Genomic DNA, 20,039 nt, shown 5'->3' with positions numbered 1-20,039 from the left:
AAACGTTCACCAAAAAGAGTACGTAAAAGAGAGGAAGACAATTTAATATGAGTAATCAACAAACAGCAGCCGAAAGCTCTAACATCAAAGTGCTGCCGATTATTACGTCGTTTCTTATTGCTGGATTTATCGGTTTATTTAGTGAAACAGCTCTGAATATGGCGTTAAAGGAGCTAATTTCTGGCTTTGGCATTCACGAAACAACCGCACAGTGGCTGACAACAGGGTATCTGTTAACGTTAGGAATTTTGGTACCTATTTCGGGTTTTATTCTTCAGCGCTTTACAACCAGACAGCTTTTTATAGCATCTCTAATTTGCTCCATTATTGGAACATTTATTGCCGCTATTGCACCAACGTTCGGGGTACTCATGATTGCCCGTGTCGTGCAAGCCGTTGGAACTGCTTTACTTTTACCGCTTATGTTTAACACGATTCTTGTTATTATCCCGCCGCATAAACGTGGAAAGTCAATGGGGATTATCGGCCTTGTTATTATGTTTGCGCCAGCTGTTGGCCCAACCGTATCAGGATTAATCTTAAAAACATTAACGTGGCACTGGATTTTCTGGATTTCGCTTCCGCTGTTATTTGTTGCCTTAGTGTTTGGAGCTTTCTTTATGCAGAACGTTACCACACCAACAAAGCCAAAAATCGATATGATTTCTGTTGTTCTTTCAACAATCGGTTTTGGAGGAATCGTGTTTGGATTTAGCAGCGCTGGAGAAGGCGGAGGCTGGGGAAGTCTACAGGTTGTTCTAACTCTTGTGGTTGGAGCTATTGCATTAGTGGCATTTTCTATTCGTCAAACGAAGATGAAAGAGCCAATGTTAGATCTTAAAGCCTTTAAGTATCCAATGTTTACAATTGGCCTTTTATTAATTCTAGTCTGCATGATGGTACTATTGTCTGCGATGATGATTTTACCTTTATACTTACAAACATCACTAGCTTTATCAACCTTTGCCGCTGGCCTAATGCTTCTTCCTGGAGGAGTGATTAACGGAATTCTCTCACCGGTTATGGGCGGATTATTTGACCGCTTTGGTCCCAAATGGTTAGTTATCCCTGGCCTTGTGATTGTAGCCGGCGCCATGTATGGTTTTTCAACCGTAACGCTGGAAACGTCAACAGGATTTATCGTTGCTCTGCACATTGCGCTTATGATAGCCATTTCGATGATTATGATGCCGGCTCAAACAAATGGATTAAACCAGCTTCCACCTGAGCTGTACCCGCATGGAACAGCGATTATGAACACTTTACAGCAGGTTTCTGGTGCAATTGGAACAGCTGTTGGAATTTCCATTCTTTCATCGGGCTCAAGAAGCTTTCTTGAGACGGTATCAAATAAAATGGATCCATTAAACCAAGTTCTTGCCTTTACCAACGGTGTTCAACACGCGTTTGTCTTTGCGATTATTGTTTCCATTGTTGGATTGGTTATCTCGTTCTTTATTAAGAGAGTCCATGTTGAACAAAAAGCACATTAATAAAAAACACAGACCATTGGATGGTCTGTGTTTTTTTTGTAATAGGCGGACACTATAAGAAGAACTAGATAAAGTACATTGAGGTGAGTTCGCTTATGATATCAAGAAAACACTTAGGATTTAACCTATCTATAATAGCGATTCCATGGTTGTCGTTGTTATTTATAGGGAAACGCAGCATAAGACGTTATTCGTTAGCAGGGGTTTTTATTATTATCTTAGAAATTATTAATCATTTGTATGGGCATCAGAGGAAGTGGTGGAGATTTTATGACAAAAAAGATTCGTTCATAAAAGATGAACTTCCTTTTAGCATTGGGCCTTATATGCCACTTTCAATGTGGCTGCTTAAATCTTCGTATGGCAACTTTAAAAAGTTTATATTAATGAATATTATAGTTGATGGAATCTTTGCTTTTTACTTTATTGATGTTCTTAAAAGGTTGAAAATTGTAAGTCTAAACCGATTAAGTCATTTTCAATTTTTTATCTACCTTCATTACAAAGCATATTTGTTATATGGAGTGCAGTATTTATTTGAAAAGGTGAAAAGATTTAGTTGATCTTACCTTTTTCTTTTAAATCCGAAACTTACTATATAAGCTATTACTAACGAAAAATAGTAAGTAACGGCAGGAAGTGACTGTAAGTTGACTTACATACACAGGTGTAGAAGAGCACTTTTTAAATAAAGGAGTTTTTATGGATATAAATAAGGGAAAGCAAAAGCTCGAACTAATAAAAGGATTAATACTTATAGCCAAAATATCTATAGCTTCGGGTGTATCGTGGGAGCTGGCAAAAATGTTAGGCTCTAAACATCCTTATTTAGCGCCTTTAACCGTGATTCTTTCTATTCAAGAAACCATCCAGCATTCTGCTGTGTATGCTTTTTATCGAATTATCGGCACTCTTTTTGGAATTGCTGCTACGATTTTTATCATTAAACATTTAGAAGTAAACGGGTGGACAATAGGATTATTATTAATAATGGGAATGGTGCTTCCTGTTGTACTAAGGCTACATAAGACGATCATTCATCAAATTGCTCTTACCATTTTATTAGTTTTTGTATTCGTTCATAAAACAAATTATTATGTTTCTGATCGAATAAGAGACACGATTATAGGAGCTCTTGTCGCTATTATAATCCATATCATAATTGTTCCTCCAAATTACGTAAAAGAAGCTCGCAGAACCTTGACCCAATTTGGAATAGACCTTGGACAATTATTTAAAAAGGCGGCTTATTGGGTAAACAATAACTGCGAATTCATTGAGGGAGAAAACTTAATAGATGATACGACTGACCTGCTTCAGGAACTTCATCAGGTCGAAAAGGAATTCGAAAAAGCAGAGAAGAGTTTAAAGTTGAACCCATTTGGCAGAAATAAAAAGCAGCAGTTAAAACAAAACGAACAATTCCTTTTTCACCTGAAGCATGGCTACACCTATATTTCAGGTGTGGTCACTACATTTAATGACTGGTCCGAAACGAATTCTCTACCCACAGTTGATCGGCAAAAATGGGCTGTTCAACTACAAGTATTAGGAGAATATGTCACAAAACAAGCTAATCAAAACTTAGAAAATCACGCTATAAACAAATCATCTCTGGATTTACTGGATCTGTCTTCAATTCCTTTACAAATCCGTATCCCACCTGAATTAGAGTCCCACCGACATCAATTAAGTCTATATAATGATACGCTTAAATTAATTGATAAATTAGGAACAAAATGATACTAATTCAAGTGATGTAGATATCCCTTTTATAAACGGGGTGATAACTGCAGTATCTGCTTATTGAACGATACATCCATAGCAGAAGAGGAAAAGAAGTTACCAAGGGGTGACTTTTTTTTTATTCAATAAATAATACAATTTAGCTTTTATATTTTCCGTTCCCGTGCTCATATCCATATAAAATCATGAATATGTTTTTAATACGTCGTTAAGCGTTTCAGCTAACTACAAAAAAATATAAAAATTTATGTTGACAGGGGAACCATATGATTTTATAATTATCCTTAATTCAATATGTTTTAATTCAAGATGTTTTAATTCGAGATTTTAAAGTGATGAAAAAATAGGAGGAATAAAAAATGGTGAGCATTGGTTTATTGTTAATACGTTTAGTTATTGGATTATCTTTTATGGCACATGGAACTCAGAAATTATTTGGATGGTTTGGCGGCCACGGCTTAAAAGGAACGGGAGGCTGGTTTGAATCCATCGGAATGAAGCCAGGTGTTAGAATGGCGTTAATGGCTGGATTATCCGAGCTGGTAGGCGGAGCTTTATTTGCTGCAGGACTTCTTACACCGCTAGGAGCGCTTTTGATTGCGGGAACAATGGTCATGGCAATTGTGAAAGTACACGGTCCGAATGGATACTGGGCAACACAAAATGGGTATGAATATAACCTTACGCTTTTAGTTGTAGCAATCGGTGTAGCAATTGCAGGACCAGGTTATTATGCACTAGATACGTTTATTTTCTAAAAGAGAAAATGGGTTGAATAAGAAAGACGCTTTTATTTTTTGACTAATATCTCGAATTCAAGATATTTGCGATAAATAGTTGTAATTGTAAAAGGGATCACGAAACATATGACGAAAAATGTATCGAAGGAGATGGTAGTAATGAGTAAAAAAACAGCGGGTATTCATCATATCACGGCGATTGTAGGTCATCCTCAAGAAAATGTTGATTTCTATGCGGGCGTGCTAGGATTACGCTTGGTCAAACAAACGGTAAACTTTGATGATCCAGGAACGTATCACCTTTACTTTGGGAATGAAGGCGGAAAACCTGGAACGATTATTACATTCTTCCCGTGGGCAAATGCACGACAAGGAAAAATAGGTGACGGGCAAGTTGGCGTAACTTCCTATGTGGTTCCAAAAGGTGCGATGGACTTTTGGGAACAGCGATTAGCAAAGTTTGGGGTTCCAGCTACAAAGATGGAGCGATTCGGAGAACAGTATTTAGAGTTTGACGACCCTCATGGTTTACATCTAGAGATTGTGGAAAGAGAAGAAGGAGAAAAGAATACGTGGCAAGTCGGTGAAATTAAACCTGAAGTGGCTATTAAAGGATTCGGAGGCGCTACGTTATTATCTGTTAAGCCTCATGAAACAGCTCAGTTATTAGAAAACGTAATGGGTCTACAAAAAGTAGGGCAAGAAGGAGATTTTATACGTTTTCAATCATCAGCTGACATTGGAAATGTGATTGATTTAAAATTAACAACCATTGGACGCGGGCAAATGGGCGTTGGAACGGTTCACCATATTGCATGGCGAGCAAAAGATGATGAAGATCAATTAGAATGGCAGAAATACGTAGCCGACAGCGGATACGGAGTAACGGCTGTTCGAGATCGAAATTACTTTAATGCGATTTACTTTAAAGAACACGGAGAAATTCTATTTGAAATTGCAACAGATCCTCCAGGCTTTGCTCATGATGAGTCACTTGAAACAATGGGAGAAAAACTCATGCTGCCTGAACAGTACGAAACCCATCGAGATCAAATTGAAAGAGCTTTGATTCCTTTTGAAGTGAGAGAATTAGACTAAATTTTAATGAAAGAATTCTTTTAGTAATAGTAAAACGCTAGTTCAATCCTACATTAGGTACAAAGAAGGAATTAATTTATCTATATATAAAACTAATATCTATATTTGAAACACCGTGGTAATATGAAATTAATTCCAAGTAAGGAGGTGAATAGATGACGAAAACTATTGGTCTTATTTGTGGAAGCTTACGAAAGAATTCGTATAACCGAATGATTGCTGAGTCATTGACTACATTAGATGACTCAGCTCAATATCGCTGGATTGAAATAAGCAGCCTGCCTTTTTTTAATGAAGACCTAGAAGCTGACGGATCACCAGAATCTGTCGCATCCTTTAGAGCTGCGATTCAAGATGTTGACGGCGTTATTATAGTTAGTCCAGAGTACAATTCAGGAATTCCAGGAGTGTTGAAAAATGCCTTAGACTGGGCCTCAAGACCTCGGACCTCTTCTGTTTTAAACAGAAAACCAGTTGGCCTAATCGGAGCAACTCCAGGAGGCTTCGGTACGGCTTTTGCTCAAATGCAAACGAGAGAAGTACTGGAAGCTATGCAAGTCAACGTTTTACCATTTCAAAAAATGCTGATTTCGCAAGTTCATGAAAAAGTTGATGCTCAACAAAAAGTACTAACCGATGAATCAACAAAACGTTATCTTCAGCGCTACCTACAGCAGTTCATTCATTGGGTTGATCAAGCGCCTGTTCCTGTTCTAGATTAAGAGAGAGAACACACCTCACGAACCTTCACCTCAGAAATAGCTTTTCTTTCTATACATGTTTTACCTAACAGATCATAAATGAAATCCAAAAAACCGTTCAAATTATAGACCGCTTGTAAGGAATGGAAGAGGTACGTGTATCCTTACTTGCCTTAATTTAAGGAGGATTATAAAATGTCTGATCTTTACTCTCGCCTTTCAAAAGATGATGCTGCCGTGCTTTTAGTTGACCACCAAACGGGGCTTATTTCCGGTCTTGTACGCGACTATGGTGTTGATGAATTTAAAAACAACGTATTAGCTCTTGGTGATACAGCTAAATTCTTTGATTTACCGGTTATTTTAACAACTAGCTTTGAAAATGGACCCAACGGCCCGCTCATGCAAGAACTCGTTGATCTGTTTCCTAATGCGCCCAAAATAGCTCGTCCTGGACAAATTAACGCGTGGGACAACGAAGAGTTTGTTAAAGCCATTAAAGCGACCGGGAAAAAACAGCTGATTATCGCCGGTGTAGTGACGGATGTCTGCGTTGCTTTTCCTGCACTTTCTGCCATTAAAGCAGGCTACGAAGTGTTTGTTGTGACGGATGCTTCCGGAACGTTTAATAAGCAAGTCGCAGATGCAGCATTAACGCGTATGGCTCACGGGGGCGCACAGCTCATGAACTGGTTTAGCGTAGCGTGCGAGCTGCAGCGTGACTGGCGCAACGACGTTGAAGGTTTTGGCAATTTAATTTCTAGTCATCTTCCTGGTTATCAAAACTTAATGGGCAGCTATAGAGGAGCTCAGCGCGATTTCAGCAAGCAGAGTGTCTAATAACATAGCATGCTAAAGGTCGTTCTCTTTACATATAAGACATGAAAGTAGAATGGCATCTGTGGATCATTTATGTGACGGAGAAAACGTAACGACATAAAAGTAATTGTTAGATAGGTGAGCCGACTGATAAACAGCTGGCTCACCTATCTTTTACTACGCTACCTGTCATGAAATATGCGTCTCTTGTATATAAAATAAAGTATATTAACGACAGCCTGATAAATGATAGGAAGGGATGCGGAGTAGTGGAAGAAAAAAAAGTTACGTGGCTGGAGCTTTTTTATGATTTGTTATTTGTGGCAGCCGTTGCGACTGCTACGCATGTTTTGCTTCACGTTGAACAAGGGTATATTCATGGAGAGTATTTGTTAAAGTTTGTACTGATCTTTATTCCGATATGGTGGGCGTGGACGGGACAAACGATGTTTATCAATCGATTTGGACAAGATTTTTTGCACCAGCGCATCTTTATGATTTTTCAAATGCTGTTTGTTCTTATCATGATCTCAAGCCTGTCCGTAGATTTTGATCAATATTACGTGTCTTTTTTGATTGGCTATATCGGGCTAAGAGCGTTAACCTCGATTCAATATCTTATTGTCCAAAAATTTGAACAGAGTGAGAGAAAAAAAGTTGCTGTGTTTTTAGGAACATGCTTTGGAATTGGGATTGTTATCTCGCTTCTGTCGCTCTTTTTTGATTCATGGGTCCGCTACGCCGTGTTATATACAGGAATTGCAGTGGACATGATTTTACCTATTTTAGGACATAAGCGACTGGCGAAATTACCGACCAACACGGCTCATTTGTTAGAACGCTTTGCGTTACTGACATTAATTTTGTTTGGAGAATCCGTTGTCAGCATTCTTGCTGTGATACAGCCACAAAAAGGGGACTGGAATACCATTTTATTTTCGGTTATTTCATTTGTCCTGATCATCGCCATGTGGTGGCAGTACTTTGAGAACGTAGAAAAGAAAGTGAACAAGTCTATTCAAAGAGCCGGACAAACGATTATTTACGGACACTTACTTATCCTCATGTCTCTAAGCATGATTGCAGCATCGATTAAGCTCATGTTTTTACATGAAGTTCAGTACACATTCAGCTTATATTTTGTATTCGGATCCGTGCTGCTTTACTTCATGGCAACCACTCTTGTTTTTCACCAGTATAGATTCGAAGAACATCGTTTGAAAGTGTATCATTTAGGCTTGTTTTTAGGGATTTTAGCTGTGTTTTTTATTATTAACTTACTTTTAGTCGTCCCGAACACCCTCATCATAGGAGAGTTAGCCATCTTTTTTATTATCTACGCTAGGTTTACGACCACTTAACCAAATAAAGAACGACTATATACTGGAGGTAGCGAAATGGCAAAAATTAATGTAGGAACAGAAAATGAAGCACCTATTGAACTATACTACGAGGATCAAGGGACAGGAAAGCCGGTTGTCTTAATTCACGGCTGGCCGCTAAGCGGACGGTCTTGGGAATATCAAGTTCCGGCTCTTGTTGAGGCTGGATACAGAGTTATAACGTATGACCGCCGAGGGTTCGGAAAGTCTTCTCAGCCATGGGACGGCTACGATTATGAAACATTTGCTGCTGATTTACATCAGCTGCTAGAACATTTGGATTTAACAAATGTGACGCTAGTCGGGTTTTCAATGGGCGGCGGAGAAGTAGCTCGTTATGTAGGAACTTACGGAACAGATAGAGTAGAAAAAGCTGTATTTGCAGGAGCTGTACCACCATTTCTTTATAAATCAGAAGATCATCCTGAAGGAGCATTAGATGATGCAGGAATCCAAGAATTTGAAAACGGCGTAAAAAATGATCGCTTAGCTTTCCTTGATGATTTTACAAAAACATTTTTTGGGGTTGAAGACGGAAATGACTTAGTCAGCGAACCATTTCGACTTTACAACCGCGATATTGCAGCAGCCGCATCGCCTAAAGGGACGCTAGACTGTATAGCTGCTTTCAGCAAAACAGATTTCAGAGACGATCTAGCCAAGTTTACAATACCTACTCTTATTATTCACGGTGATGCAGACGAGATCGTTCCATTTGAATATAGCGGAAAGCGAACGCATGAAGCCATTTCTGGTTCCAAGTTAGCTTTAATAAAAGGCGGTCCGCACGGCTTAAATGCAACGCATGCACACGAATTTAACGAAGCGCTGCTGTCATTTTTAAGAGACTAAATATAAATGATTATTTTGTAAGTGGAAATCTGACGTATGAATAGGAAAAGCGAAAAGAAGTTGCCGGAGGGCGCTTCTTTTTTATCAGTTCATGCAATTAACAAAGGCATCTGATCGCTCCAAGGATTCTTTAGGGTGACGCATCTGATTACAAATAAAATCCCTAAATAGCTATAATAACTTTTACTTTATTTTTTCTGCTTACCATAATAACTAAAATGAGTGGTGAAAACAAAGAGCAACCCTTTAATTAAAGGCTGCTCTTTGTTTTATACATCTTATTTTGCTTTTCTAACTAAAACAAAATGTCTTAATAGTTAAGTGTGGTAATGAAATACTATTTACGTAATTCTTCTAATTCCGCAAGAAGGGTTTCAATCATTTCATCGCTTCTTCGAAGTTCTTGATTAAGCATATGAATTGTTTCCTCTTCCCAATTGAAAGGATTACCATAAGAAGGCGTAATAGGAAGATCTTCATACACATCTCCATTTTCTTCACTGTGTTTTGTAAAATATATAGCAACTTCACACATTGGATGACCAAGAGCAATACGCTGGCGCAAGCTCACTTTTCCATAGCCAAATTTCCGAGCTGCAATTCCTCCAAACACACTAGACGTCATCTTACATAAATGAGGAGCATCCTGTACGACGTCACCAAATGGACATTGGGTAGCGCTTACAACCACATGGTCTGGATAAACCGACACAATTTCAAAGTGACCTCCAATTGAATTTTTAAGGTCAATTATAACTTCTGCATATTCCTCTACCGTCCACTTTTCATGCTTATCGCTATAAAAGTCTTCCATCCATTCTCCAGTACGAATACCAATTTGTTTAATATATTCTTCAGCTACGGGGCCTACCGTTTTTTCATGAATCATTGCGTACTGTGTAATAAGTTTAGACAAAAATATATGTCCGCTTAGCTGACCTTTTTTTAAAGCCATATTGTAAATCCCCCTTTTGTTTTGTAAAAGAGTAAAAATATCAATTCAATAAGCAGCACTTTTTCTATATATCTCTATTTCTTAATTATTACAGATTAACAAGATCATATGTTATCTTTTTTGAATTTAAAAATATTTATTTGTAAATGCTGGCTGCTTTTTAAAAAGAAAGAAGGAGACTAGCATAATGGGCCTTATAGGAAATAAAAATCCCTTAGAAGCTCATCAGTTTCTAAGAGGTTTTAACTTCTCTTTCTAGATATAATTGCTTCAAAAGAAAAGGTGGTACAACTGACTAATCTGTTAAAAAGAATGTAATAAAAAGTTCAATATAGTGTTTTGCAGGTCCTCATGAAACTCCTTGCGATTAAAGCCTACCGGGTCCTGAGAAGGGGGGAAAGAAGGAGATTTCATAAAGTCGGGAAATGGGCTGAGAAATGAAAAATGCCCTCCATTTTCTACAACGATATGCTGAACTTTTTCCTTATCAGAAACGCCATTTAACACAAATTCCCCGTGAAAAGAAGGAGTAATCGTATCTTTTTCGCCTGTAATCATTAAAATAGGTATATTCACGTCTTCAAGAGCTCCTCTTTCTCTGAACCATCCGGCGGCTGGCGCTAAAAGAATAAGTGATTGAACCCGCTTATCATGATCAACAGATAAACAATAAGGCTTTTGGTCAGGAGATTCAGAAGGAAAAGAAGTGGGAACTCCACCTGCTACAGCAAGAGCCGTATATCCTCCCATTGAATGGCCAATAAGAGAAATATTATTTGATTTAATGGATGGAGAAAAGGAACTTTCTTTTAAAAACCAATCGATTACAGTACGTATATGGGTAGGCCGATTTTTTAGGTTATCTATTGTTCCAGACAGCGTATTATCCTCTCGATTATTAAAGAGATGCTGGGGTATTCCTACAATAAAACCATTACGTGCTAAAAACTGGGCAATGGTTCGATAAACAAAAGGCGTGCTTCCATCTCCATGAGAAATAATGACTAAAGGAAATGATCCATTTGAAAGCGGAGCATCTTGTGCAGCGCTTATCGTGTAAGGTCCTATCTTTTCAACTTGTTCTTCTTTATATGTAGGATACATAATAAGGAGAGGCAAGGCGTGTTCATTTGCTTGATCTTCTATATCTACGAATTGACATCCGGCATAAAATGACTGTCTTTCAAGTTTTCTTATTTGCACTTATATACTCCTCCTTGCTTTTAACAATCTTTATTATAACAAACTTATATATGAAATTTTTTTGATTTAGCTCTCTTGAAAAAGAGTAATTAACCTTTATTTTAATTATTCGTCGGGCTGTTTTTGTATCGATAAAGCACATTATGATAACTAAATTTATGCATGCACTTATATAATGAAAACAGTGATATTTATTAAGGGGGAAATAAAATGCATTGTTTGGAACCGAAAGATTATTACAAGATAAACAACATGTTAGAAGCGTCATTTAAGACTCCTACATTTGCTTTTTCTGTCGTTAATCATGTTATTCCAGGAGCTGTGTACGTAAATGATATGATAAGACCTTCATCAGGATTTCTTAGAATACGTGCAGGTGACTATTATGTATTTGGACAAGGGAATGACGAGGTATTTAATAACTTTCTCTATCGTTATTTTGTTGAAAACGTGTATGGTAAGGAGAAACGGTTTACAGTTTTTACTCCATCCACTGACTGGGAAACTGTTTTTGACGAAACTTTCAAAACGTATGTAAAGAAAATGACGCGTTCTAAGTATAGGTTTCTTCCTTCAAAAGTGCATTCTACATACAGCTTGTCCAATCCCTATAAGTTACAAGATTTTAACGCTGATTCTTTAAGGAAAAGTGAGAATTTCAATGAATCATATATAGTGGAGTACTGGGGATCAGAAAATAATTTTCTGAAAAACGGATTAGGAGTTTGTCTAATCCATAAAGAAAAGATTATCGCTGAATGTGTGTCTATTTTTCATAGTGGAACCATAGCTGAAATCGATATTGTGACTAATCCTAACTATAGAGGACAAGGATTGGGAAAGATAGTGGGCCAGGCGTTTATAAATAAATGTTTAGAAAAGAATGTTATGCCTGCTTGGGATTGCGATAAGAACAATAAAGCCTCGAAAGCACTAGCCAATAAACTTGGGTTTTCGAATGAAGAGGATTACGCTTTATATGTATTAAAATGAAAAGAGAATGAGACATAAATAAATCAATACAATCTACAGACGAACGAATGGAATGCATGAGCGAATGGCTTGTTACACCGCGGTTGATTTCCGTGCAAGACGTTGCTTTCCGCAGGCGGCCGATAAGCCTTGCCCTCTAATTACCAGCACACAAGATGATTTTACTGTAAACTGAATCCTATGCTCGTTAGGTTTAACAGTATCTACTTTATTAAAATATCCTAAATTAATATTTAAGCAGGGGGAAATTATGATATCGCTTCATAGAGTGTTAAAATTACGTGATTTAGAAATTTTCCAAGTAGAAAGAGAGGGAACTATCTTTTCTTATGTAGTCATAGAAGACACGAGAAAGCCATTTACAGAAGAAGATAAAAAACTAGATCCATTATGTTATATGGAGGAAGAAGATATTAACGCGATTTTAAATGTGTTTAGGATTTCATTAATCAATGATGAAAAATTAAGTGAAGAAGATTCACTTTTTCTAAAATCGTTCTTTTCAGATTTTGTTAATAATACAAATTTAACAAATTTTATTATTACGGAATATATTCAAGAAGATTTGTATGATCATGACGTTAATATAAAATTTTTTAATAAAATTTTAAAGGATATAGGTTCAAATTATATTATTGAAGAATTTGATGAAATGAACTGGATTTATTTATCTCAAGATTAAAATATAACGATGTGTACTATATATAAAGCTAGTTTACATAAATACTTTTCTAAGAAGGCATATATTATAATTTAGAAGATACTAAGATTTTTGCAATCAATTTATCCTTTAATATATTGTCCATGTGATCAAGGATTAAGGGGGAGAAAAATGAATATTACAGTAGTTGCACATAATCCAAATTGGAAGTACGAATATCTAAACGAAGAATACTCAATTAAGGAAATGCTTCAAAAAGAATTGGTAAATATTTTTCACATTGGAAGTACTTCTATTCAAAACTTAAAAGCAAAACCTATTATTGATATTCTATTGGTAGTTAATGACATTAGAAGGTTAGATAATTACTCAGACCAATTTGAGAAGCTCGGATATGAAGTAATGGGGGAGTTTGGAATTAAAAGAAGAAGGTATTACCGTAAAGGTGGGGATAATCGCACCCATCAAATTCACGCTTTTCAGTATGATAATATTCAAGAGATTGAAAGACACCTATCTTTTAGAGACTATCTTCGTCAAAATCAAATGATAAGCAATGAATATGGAGCATTAAAAGCTGAGTTAGCTCATAGATTTCCCAATGATATCCAGGGCTATAGTGATGGTAAGGATGCATTTGTTAAAAGAATCGAAAAAGAAGCGCTTAAATGGCATTGGCTTAATCGTTGAAATTAAAGAAAAAGAGTTAAACTAGTTAATATAATATTGTGTCTCAATACATTGTATACTCCATCAAAGTTAGTTACCATGATCATTCTTTCCCTAATTTATAAAAGAACGATCCCTTAATACACAGGGGATCGTTCACTTTTTGACTCTCTCATTTATACACGACTTTATACATTGTTAAATTATCAACATTTCTATCACTCGTGAAACTGGAAGACTTGCATGAAAAACACTCTTTTTTATAAATATGGTAGTATTTTATATCTCGTCTTATATCTACCCTCAAATTTTCTAACCTAATTTTTGTGTAGAAATGGGCTGCTGTAGCTAAATATTAAATAACTATTGAAATTTCATAACAAATTAATATTGATCATATTTTATAAAATTAAAAAGATAAGCAAATCAATAGATACATAAGAGTATCCTTCTCGAATTATGCATAACTGGTCAATTTATATTTTTAAGCAAAATAGTGATATAAAGTACAATATGTACGTTATAACGTTCGATAAGGGGTTAATATTTCGCATAAGAGAAGTACTGACTCTTCAATAAAACGAATATTTCTAACGTTAAAATGGATCCTTAATCAAATAAGCAAGTTATTTGATAAGAATGGAGACTGCACTATACATTAATAATAAAGCCATCACTATATTAAACTGGCTTTTATACTTTGAGAGGAATTTTTGAAAAACCGAACCAAATAAACTCCAACAGAAAGTACTTACAAAGCCCACAAAAGCTAGAAATAAAGAATACATTATTAAACTAAAATTCGAGTTGTGATATGGAAGAATAAAGGTTGCTATAGCCGTTATACCATACAGAATACCTTTTGGATTTATAAATTGTAAAAGCATCCCCATGAAAAAACTGTTATTCCTGTTTTCATCGTTATTTTTATCATCATCTTTACTCAAAATAATTTTTATAGCTAGATAGACCATATAGATTGCTCCTAAGACCGTCATGAAAAACTCAATTTTCGGGATGGAATTTTGGAGTAAAACATTAAAATAACTACATAACAACATTACTACGAGAAAGCCTGCACCTACTCCTAAACAAAATTTTGTAGTCTTTCTCAAACCGTATTTGTTAGCAAATAACATGGCCATAATATTGTTAGGACCAGGGGTAAAACTGGTGACAAAAATATATAGCAAAAATGATAATAATGGCATATTTGTACCTCCTCTAATATGTATATTATAATGTTCAAAAAGGACGATATAACGTCGTGCTTTTTATTTTACATTACGGTCGTTATATTGTACATAGTGATAGGAGTGTATTTATGGAGGAAATAAATCTTATTATCGCCAAAAACCTAAAAAATTTTAGAGAAAGTAAGAAATTAAGTCTCGAAAAAGTTGCAGAATTAACTGGGGTAAGCAAGACAATGATAGGGCAAATTGAAAGAGGAGAATCGAGTCCTACAATTACAACTATTTGGAAAATAGCTAATGGATTAAAAATTTCTTTTACTTCATTAATAAATAATCCTCAGCCAGACACCAAAGTCATTTCAAAAACCGACATTCAAATATTATCTGAAGACAACGGAAAATATCAAGTCTACCCTTATTTTCCCTTCGAGGATGATAGACGCTTTGAAGTTTATTCTGTAGAAATAGAAGAAGGTGGATCTCTAGACGCTGATTCGCATAGGGAAGGGACTGAAGAGTTCATCACTGTCTTTGAAGGCGAACTCACTATAAGTGTAAATAGCAATGAATATACGATAAAGAGTGGGAATGCTATCAGGTTCAAAGCTGATAGAGCTCATTCTTATTATAATCGCGGAAAAACATTAGCTAAATTAAGTATGATCATATATTATCCAGTTTAAATAGCGTTCTTCAAGAACGCTATTTTATTTTTGTATTAAACCGGTACAACTAATGAAAGATTTAATGGCCAACCAATAAAGCATTGAATCGTTAGATACTATGTAGAGCGGTTAACCAGTAGCGGCATAGAAAGTGGAAAGACTACTTCCTATGATTCTTAGACTTTTGTATTATATAGGTTTTTATGTTAGGTTATGGATATCCTTCTGTTGTGTTAGAAAGGAGTGAATTCATATCTTAAAAATAGCAATTGCTTCAATCATTGCAGGCGTTTTGTTTAGTCTTTGTACAAAATTAGTGATGTATACAAGATGGTCCAAGCTGTTTGTAAAGGCTAATGAAGATACTCATAGGCCACTTAACTTTGCTCTTCTGGGGGCTTTATTTACGGTTATTATGTTCATCATGTTTTTAATTGTAAAACCTTTTACATAAGAATAACGTTATAGCTGGAGTGATCAATTATTAATCTTTCATATTTAGGAATAGGTTTTGTAGCTATTTTTCTTTCTGTATTTTAGGTGAAGATGTTTGTTGCCAATGATACGCTATCTACTATTTTTTTAATTTTGATTGCTGCTGTAGGAGCAGCAGCAATTTCTCACTTTCGCGGAAAATATAAGGAAAAGTGAATTTAAACAGGGGCTGCAGTTAGTGTGGGACTTAAAGCAACAATGCTTCATTTCATGTGACGGACTGGCAAAGAAATAGAAAAAGCTCCCTTTCATAAGGGAGCTTTAAAAGATTTTACTTAATCCATTCAAATTCTTTTAAAGGCCAATAAGCTAATTTAGCTTTTCCTACGATTTTGTCTACGGAGATTGTTCCTACTTCAGGTGATCTGCTATCTAAGCTGTACATTCTATTATCTCCCATGACAAATAATTGACCCTTTGGAACGGTTTTGCTGCCTGTATAATCTTCAAGTTTAAAATCCTCAGTTAATGGGCCTGTTCCTATTTCTTTTTTATATTGATCTAAATAAGGCTCTTCATATCTTTTACCGTTTACATATAGCGTGTCATTGCGATATTCTACATGATCACCAGGTAAACCAATGACTCTTTTAATATAGTCTTTTTCCTTTGTAGCATGAAAAACGATAATATCAAATCTTTTTATATTATCTGGGTTATTTTTACCCACTTCATTAAGAATGATATGTTCACTGTCTTTTAAAGTCGGCATCATCGATTCGCCGTCTACTACTATAGGTGTAAATAGGTACTCTCTTACCACAAAAGCCAGAATACAGGCAATGATAATGGATTTAATCCACGAAAAAAGCTCTTTCTGTTTCAATTGAAAACTCCTCTACAAGCGTAATACATGTTTAAAAGTATAACATAATATATAGAAATAAACCTTTAATTTAACAATTAAAGGTTATATATGCTAGCATTTACAGCGGAAAAGAAGTAATTAATTCTGAGTATATTGGAAACTATAATTATGCATATACAGGAGAATTAGTATTTAGTAAAAAATCCATACTTATGGGTGGCGGTGGAGTAGGGGTTGGACGACCAGAAGATTCTAAAGATAAAGATACAATAAAAAAGGATTATAATGCTGCTTCGTACTCGGATAAGTATGAATGAACACTTATAAAGAGCAACCTCGTCATTGGCAAACGAGGCTGCTCTTAAATTTTTTTGGTACTTGTCATACAAATTTTATTTTTCGTCTTCACACGCAGAAAAGTTTGTGATACAATTCACATGTGGAGATATCCATAAGGATCTAACACACTCTTGAATGTAAAGTAGAAAAAGCTATTTCACTCCGATGCCAATACGATTGAAATAGCTTTTTTTGCGTTCAGATTATAGATACGAAAAAATTGTTAGCATAATAAGGGAAGTTTATTTTTTGATTGTAACTAATGTTTTTTCAGGCATTTCAATAGCATCTATATCAAAATAATGGATGTTTAAAGTTAGTGCTCCTTCTCGCTGTTCAGCTTCTTCTCCTATCCAACAGCTATACAATTCAAAAAAATCTCCTGATTTAAGATAGTGATCCATCAATCGACATAGTGCAAGTAGTTTCTCTTTTGATTCTTTCAGTCTGCTTTTATTCATATATTCCGTAATTTCAATTCCCCAGTCACTTGACACTTCATAAACATAAGAAGTAGTAAAATGATGCTTTTTTATGTTTAATCGATGCATTTCATCTGAAAAGCAGCTTCCAATAGTAACTATATCATCCATTTCGTCATTAATAGCTAATTCTACATTCGAACCTATATAGGTGGCTAAACTCATTTGTATTCACTCCTTTTTCCTTCTGAATAATCTATTACATTTCATAGAATGAACCTAATAAAAATCTACATAGTATGATCAAAAAGGTTTTTCCTTAAATTTTATTATAGATAATCAGGTTTTATTCGAGCTTGACTATTATTCTATTTAATATAAAGGGTAAAATTCTAATTTTTATAAAAAGAAAATGAAGAAAAACGTAAGATTTAAGTAATAGAAAAGAAAATTTCAATTTATATAATAACAATATAAATTGAAAAGGGGAAAATAGCAGTATTTTTTCAGATATCTACGACTTGTTTGACGAGATTGAAATGTATAGTATACCTGTTGACAAAGAAGATGGATTTTGGGCGTTCTATAAAACTTCCGCACGGGAAATATAGGAAGGTGAAACAAAAGCCATTGTAGAATGGTTTGAAGAGTTTCGGAATAAGGCAGACAGAAAGAGTAGTACGTTATCTACCTATTTTAGTTTTCATGATTATGATACATGCTATGATTTGCAAAATGATAAGTGGATTACGGATGGAGATAAATGGGAGGGTTAAACTCTAGCATTTGTTCACTCTTATGTATGGTCATTTAATAAGAGGTAGAGCACCAAGGAATAGGTCTTGATGATATGCTTTATACCGAGATGAGGCACCAGCTTTTTCATATGAGAAGGCTGCCAACAACAATTATAAAAAGGAGAGACTTAAATGAAATTTGATGTAGCTGAATTAGATGAAGCAAAGCGTCAAATCGATTCAACTTTACATAAACTCAGACAGACAGTAAAAACGTTTGAAGCTAAAGAAAATGCTGGTAGATATAAATCTCAAATCACCTTAGCTAAAAGACGGATACAAGCATTTGAGCTTTCAGTGGCTCTTATTGAAAGAGAAATAAATAATCCTGAGAAACAAAGCTAGGTATCAGATTTTAAAAAGTGCGTATTTGACGACGTTATTTACTGTATGAATTACAAAACGCCGGAAACTGCTATATCGCGGTAACAGCATTTTAATTCATCTTCAATTGTCGCTTAGAGTGGAATATTTTTAAAAAAGAAACCTTGAAAATACTAGGGTTTCTTTTTTTGTAATTAGTACTCTGCAGACGCCAGTATACCTTTTGGATTTTGGCTAAACCTGTTTCCAAAGCGGGCAGTCTTTGCACTTCTCAAAACGTATCCACGCTTTCTTTATCTCACTAAAAATAATTCATTCATTTATTTAAAATATTTAAAAATAAGGGTTGAAGGTGACGCAACGTAATCTAATATAGTTGAACTATGACATACCAAGAAGGAGAGTAACAAAAATAAACAATCCTTTTTAGGAACGTTATTAGAGTAAATGTAACGGATGGAGAGATGAGAAGTGAAGAATAAAGAACGAATTCGCTCTTTAGATATATTAAGAGGACTAGCGATTCTTGGAACATTAGGAACGAACATTTGGCTGTTTGCCTATCTGGGAGATATAAATTATATATTTACTTTTACCCATAACAAATGGTGGTTATCAGGAGATGATTTTTTAAGAATTCTTTTTCTATCCTTAATTAACGGGAAATTACTCGGCCTCTTAGCTATTATGTTTGGTGTTGGTTTAGAACTGAAATATCAGCAATCAAAACGATTAAATCAGGCTTGGCCGGGAAGGTACATATGGCTGTCTTTAATCTTATTAACGGAAGGGCTTTTGCACTTTATTTTTGTCTTAGAGTACGACATTTTAATGTCTTATGCAGTAACTGCCATTGTCGTATCGTTTATCGTGAAAATGCGGAAGACGATGATACGAATAATAATGATTAGTGCAGCAGCGATTCATCTTTTCTTTATAGTACTTGTGTTCTTAGGTGTGCTAACTAACTCAATAGGAGATGAGCTAGTTGCTGTCCCAAAAGAAGTGGTGAACCTTTATCAACATGGATCGTGGATGAACCAAATGCAGTATCGACTTTTTCATTTTTGGGAGCTGCGCACAGAAGCAATTTTCGTCATTCCATTTAATATATGCATGTTTTTAATTGGTGTTTTACTAGTGAGAACAGGGGCTTTTGACAATAATTCCAATGGTATTAATATCAGAAAGAGGATGATGAAGGCGGGACTTTTAGTTGGGCTACCTCTGAACCTATTATTATTTGTTCCTGGAGGATACTTTGATTTTCCAGTGAGGTATGTATTTGCCCCTATTTTATCGCTTGGATACATGGGAGCCATTAGTTTCCTAATTGAAAAATTTCAGGACTTTTCATTATGGAGCGTTTTAGAAAAAGTAGGTAAGATGTCTTTAAGTTGCTATGTGTTACAGAATGTTTTAAGCTCAATTTTATTTTATGGATGGGGACTTGGGTGGGGTGGACACCCTCGTTCATTCTTCGTCATTTTTGTGTGGATACTAATCTGTTTGTTTCAAATGTTATTTGCTGCTTTGTGGCTTCGCTATTTTAAAATGGGTCCTATGGAATCAGCGCGTAAACGCTTAGCCAGTTTAGGTATAAAGAAAAATATAAAGAAAGATCTTAAATTGTAAGTCAGCTTCTTTTTGATGAATATAAAACATGTTATAAGAAGCAAAA

The 20,039-nt window shown here is 35.4% G+C and carries 20 protein-coding genes; 15 read left to right on the top strand and 5 right to left on the bottom strand.

The features are described 5' to 3' along the window. Nucleotides 1-47 precede the first annotated feature (47 nt). From AC3WJG_RS02555 to AC3WJG_RS02515, 9 genes are all read left to right on the top strand, one after another. Entirely contained in the window at nucleotides 48-1,493 is a 1,446-nt protein-coding gene (locus AC3WJG_RS02555; RefSeq protein ID WP_098248977.1) for a DHA2 family efflux MFS transporter permease subunit, read from the top strand. 95 nt (nucleotides 1,494-1,588) lie between these two features. After that, nucleotides 1,589-2,056, top strand: coding sequence for a hypothetical protein (locus tag AC3WJG_RS02550; protein ID WP_328250073.1), 468 nt, complete (start codon nucleotides 1,589-1,591; stop codon nucleotides 2,054-2,056). Nucleotides 2,057-2,195: 139 nt separating this feature from the next. After that, a complete protein-coding gene (locus tag AC3WJG_RS02545; RefSeq protein ID WP_328250074.1) occupies nucleotides 2,196-3,236 on the top strand; it encodes an FUSC family protein in 1,041 nt (346 codons plus the stop codon). 362 nt (nucleotides 3,237-3,598) lie between these two features. Further along, nucleotides 3,599-3,997, top strand: a complete 399-nt coding sequence (locus AC3WJG_RS02540; protein WP_013084346.1) for a DoxX family protein — start codon at nucleotides 3,599-3,601, stop codon at nucleotides 3,995-3,997. A 141-nt stretch (nucleotides 3,998-4,138) separates the two neighbouring features. Continuing rightward, the gene (locus AC3WJG_RS02535) at nucleotides 4,139-5,077 is read left to right on the top strand and encodes a ring-cleaving dioxygenase (protein WP_217598716.1); all 939 of its coding nucleotides are present in this window, start codon (nucleotides 4,139-4,141) and stop codon (nucleotides 5,075-5,077) included. A gap of 155 nt (nucleotides 5,078-5,232) precedes the next feature. Continuing rightward, nucleotides 5,233-5,799 carry an NADPH-dependent FMN reductase gene (locus AC3WJG_RS02530; protein WP_028409904.1) on the top strand — a complete coding sequence of 189 codons (567 nt, stop codon included), beginning with the start codon at nucleotides 5,233-5,235 and terminating at the stop codon, nucleotides 5,797-5,799. A gap of 174 nt (nucleotides 5,800-5,973) precedes the next feature. Beyond that, the gene (gene ycaC / locus AC3WJG_RS02525) at nucleotides 5,974-6,618 is read left to right on the top strand and encodes an isochorismate family cysteine hydrolase YcaC (RefSeq protein WP_025753100.1); all 645 of its coding nucleotides are present in this window, start codon (nucleotides 5,974-5,976) and stop codon (nucleotides 6,616-6,618) included. A gap of 248 nt (nucleotides 6,619-6,866) precedes the next feature. Continuing rightward, nucleotides 6,867-7,958 carry a low temperature requirement protein A gene (locus tag AC3WJG_RS02520; RefSeq protein ID WP_337134602.1) on the top strand — a complete coding sequence of 364 codons (1,092 nt, stop codon included), beginning with the start codon at nucleotides 6,867-6,869 and terminating at the stop codon, nucleotides 7,956-7,958. Between the two features lie 36 nt (nucleotides 7,959-7,994). Then, on the top strand, nucleotides 7,995-8,831 hold the full coding sequence (locus AC3WJG_RS02515; protein ID WP_337134603.1) for an alpha/beta fold hydrolase: 837 nt from the start codon (nucleotides 7,995-7,997) through the stop codon (nucleotides 8,829-8,831). A 337-nt stretch (nucleotides 8,832-9,168) separates the two neighbouring features. Here AC3WJG_RS02515 and AC3WJG_RS02510 read toward each other — a convergent pair whose 3' ends face one another. Continuing rightward, nucleotides 9,169-9,786 carry a methanogen output domain 1-containing protein gene (locus AC3WJG_RS02510; protein ID WP_028409907.1) on the bottom strand — a complete coding sequence of 206 codons (618 nt, stop codon included), beginning with the start codon at nucleotides 9,784-9,786 and terminating at the stop codon, nucleotides 9,169-9,171. 303 nt (nucleotides 9,787-10,089) lie between these two features. After that, the gene (locus AC3WJG_RS02505; RefSeq protein ID WP_098248962.1) at nucleotides 10,090-10,989 is read right to left on the bottom strand and encodes an alpha/beta hydrolase family protein; all 900 of its coding nucleotides are present in this window, start codon (nucleotides 10,987-10,989) and stop codon (nucleotides 10,090-10,092) included. 210 nt (nucleotides 10,990-11,199) lie between these two features. Between AC3WJG_RS02505 and AC3WJG_RS02500 the strand changes: the two genes are divergently transcribed. The 3 genes from AC3WJG_RS02500 to AC3WJG_RS02490 all read left to right on the top strand — a co-directional run bounded on the left by AC3WJG_RS02500 (nucleotide 11,200) and on the right by AC3WJG_RS02490 (nucleotide 13,333). After that, a complete protein-coding gene (locus tag AC3WJG_RS02500; protein ID WP_102812848.1) occupies nucleotides 11,200-11,982 on the top strand; it encodes a GNAT family N-acetyltransferase in 783 nt (260 codons plus the stop codon). A gap of 250 nt (nucleotides 11,983-12,232) precedes the next feature. Continuing rightward, a complete protein-coding gene (locus AC3WJG_RS02495) occupies nucleotides 12,233-12,664 on the top strand; it encodes a hypothetical protein (RefSeq protein WP_028409910.1) in 432 nt (143 codons plus the stop codon). A 150-nt stretch (nucleotides 12,665-12,814) separates the two neighbouring features. After that, complete coding sequence (locus AC3WJG_RS02490) at nucleotides 12,815-13,333, top strand: GrpB family protein (RefSeq protein ID WP_337134604.1); 519 nt, start codon at nucleotides 12,815-12,817, stop codon at nucleotides 13,331-13,333. Between the two features lie 605 nt (nucleotides 13,334-13,938). On the opposite strand, the gene AC3WJG_RS02485 is transcribed toward AC3WJG_RS02490, so the two are convergent. After that, the gene (locus tag AC3WJG_RS02485) at nucleotides 13,939-14,523 is read right to left on the bottom strand and encodes a LysE family transporter (RefSeq protein WP_034649876.1); all 585 of its coding nucleotides are present in this window, start codon (nucleotides 14,521-14,523) and stop codon (nucleotides 13,939-13,941) included. Nucleotides 14,524-14,636: 113 nt separating this feature from the next. On the opposite strand from AC3WJG_RS02485, the gene AC3WJG_RS02480 reads away from it, so the two are divergent. Further along, entirely contained in the window at nucleotides 14,637-15,191 is a 555-nt protein-coding gene (locus AC3WJG_RS02480) for a helix-turn-helix domain-containing protein (RefSeq protein WP_028409913.1), read from the top strand. 748 nt (nucleotides 15,192-15,939) lie between these two features. On the opposite strand, the gene lepB is transcribed toward AC3WJG_RS02480, so the two are convergent. Then, nucleotides 15,940-16,494: a signal peptidase I gene (gene lepB / locus AC3WJG_RS02475; RefSeq protein WP_060746383.1), complete on the bottom strand. Its 555-nt coding sequence runs from the start codon at nucleotides 16,492-16,494 to the stop codon at nucleotides 15,940-15,942. Nucleotides 16,495-17,057: 563 nt separating this feature from the next. Continuing rightward, a complete protein-coding gene (locus tag AC3WJG_RS02470; protein WP_337134605.1) occupies nucleotides 17,058-17,462 on the bottom strand; it encodes a hypothetical protein in 405 nt (134 codons plus the stop codon). 704 nt (nucleotides 17,463-18,166) lie between these two features. Here AC3WJG_RS02470 and AC3WJG_RS02465 point away from each other — a divergent pair. Next, nucleotides 18,167-18,379: a hypothetical protein gene (locus AC3WJG_RS02465; RefSeq protein ID WP_102812845.1), complete on the top strand. Its 213-nt coding sequence runs from the start codon at nucleotides 18,167-18,169 to the stop codon at nucleotides 18,377-18,379. A gap of 450 nt (nucleotides 18,380-18,829) precedes the next feature. Further along, nucleotides 18,830-19,993, top strand: coding sequence for a DUF418 domain-containing protein (locus AC3WJG_RS02460; RefSeq protein WP_337134606.1), 1,164 nt, complete (start codon nucleotides 18,830-18,832; stop codon nucleotides 19,991-19,993). The last annotated feature ends 46 nt before the right edge of the window (nucleotides 19,994-20,039 follow it).

This window comes from Priestia sp. FW507-14D1A (assembly GCF_058781295.1).
The sequence above is the reverse complement of the archived record's forward strand: the minus strand, read 5'-3'. Positions and strand labels throughout refer to the sequence as shown.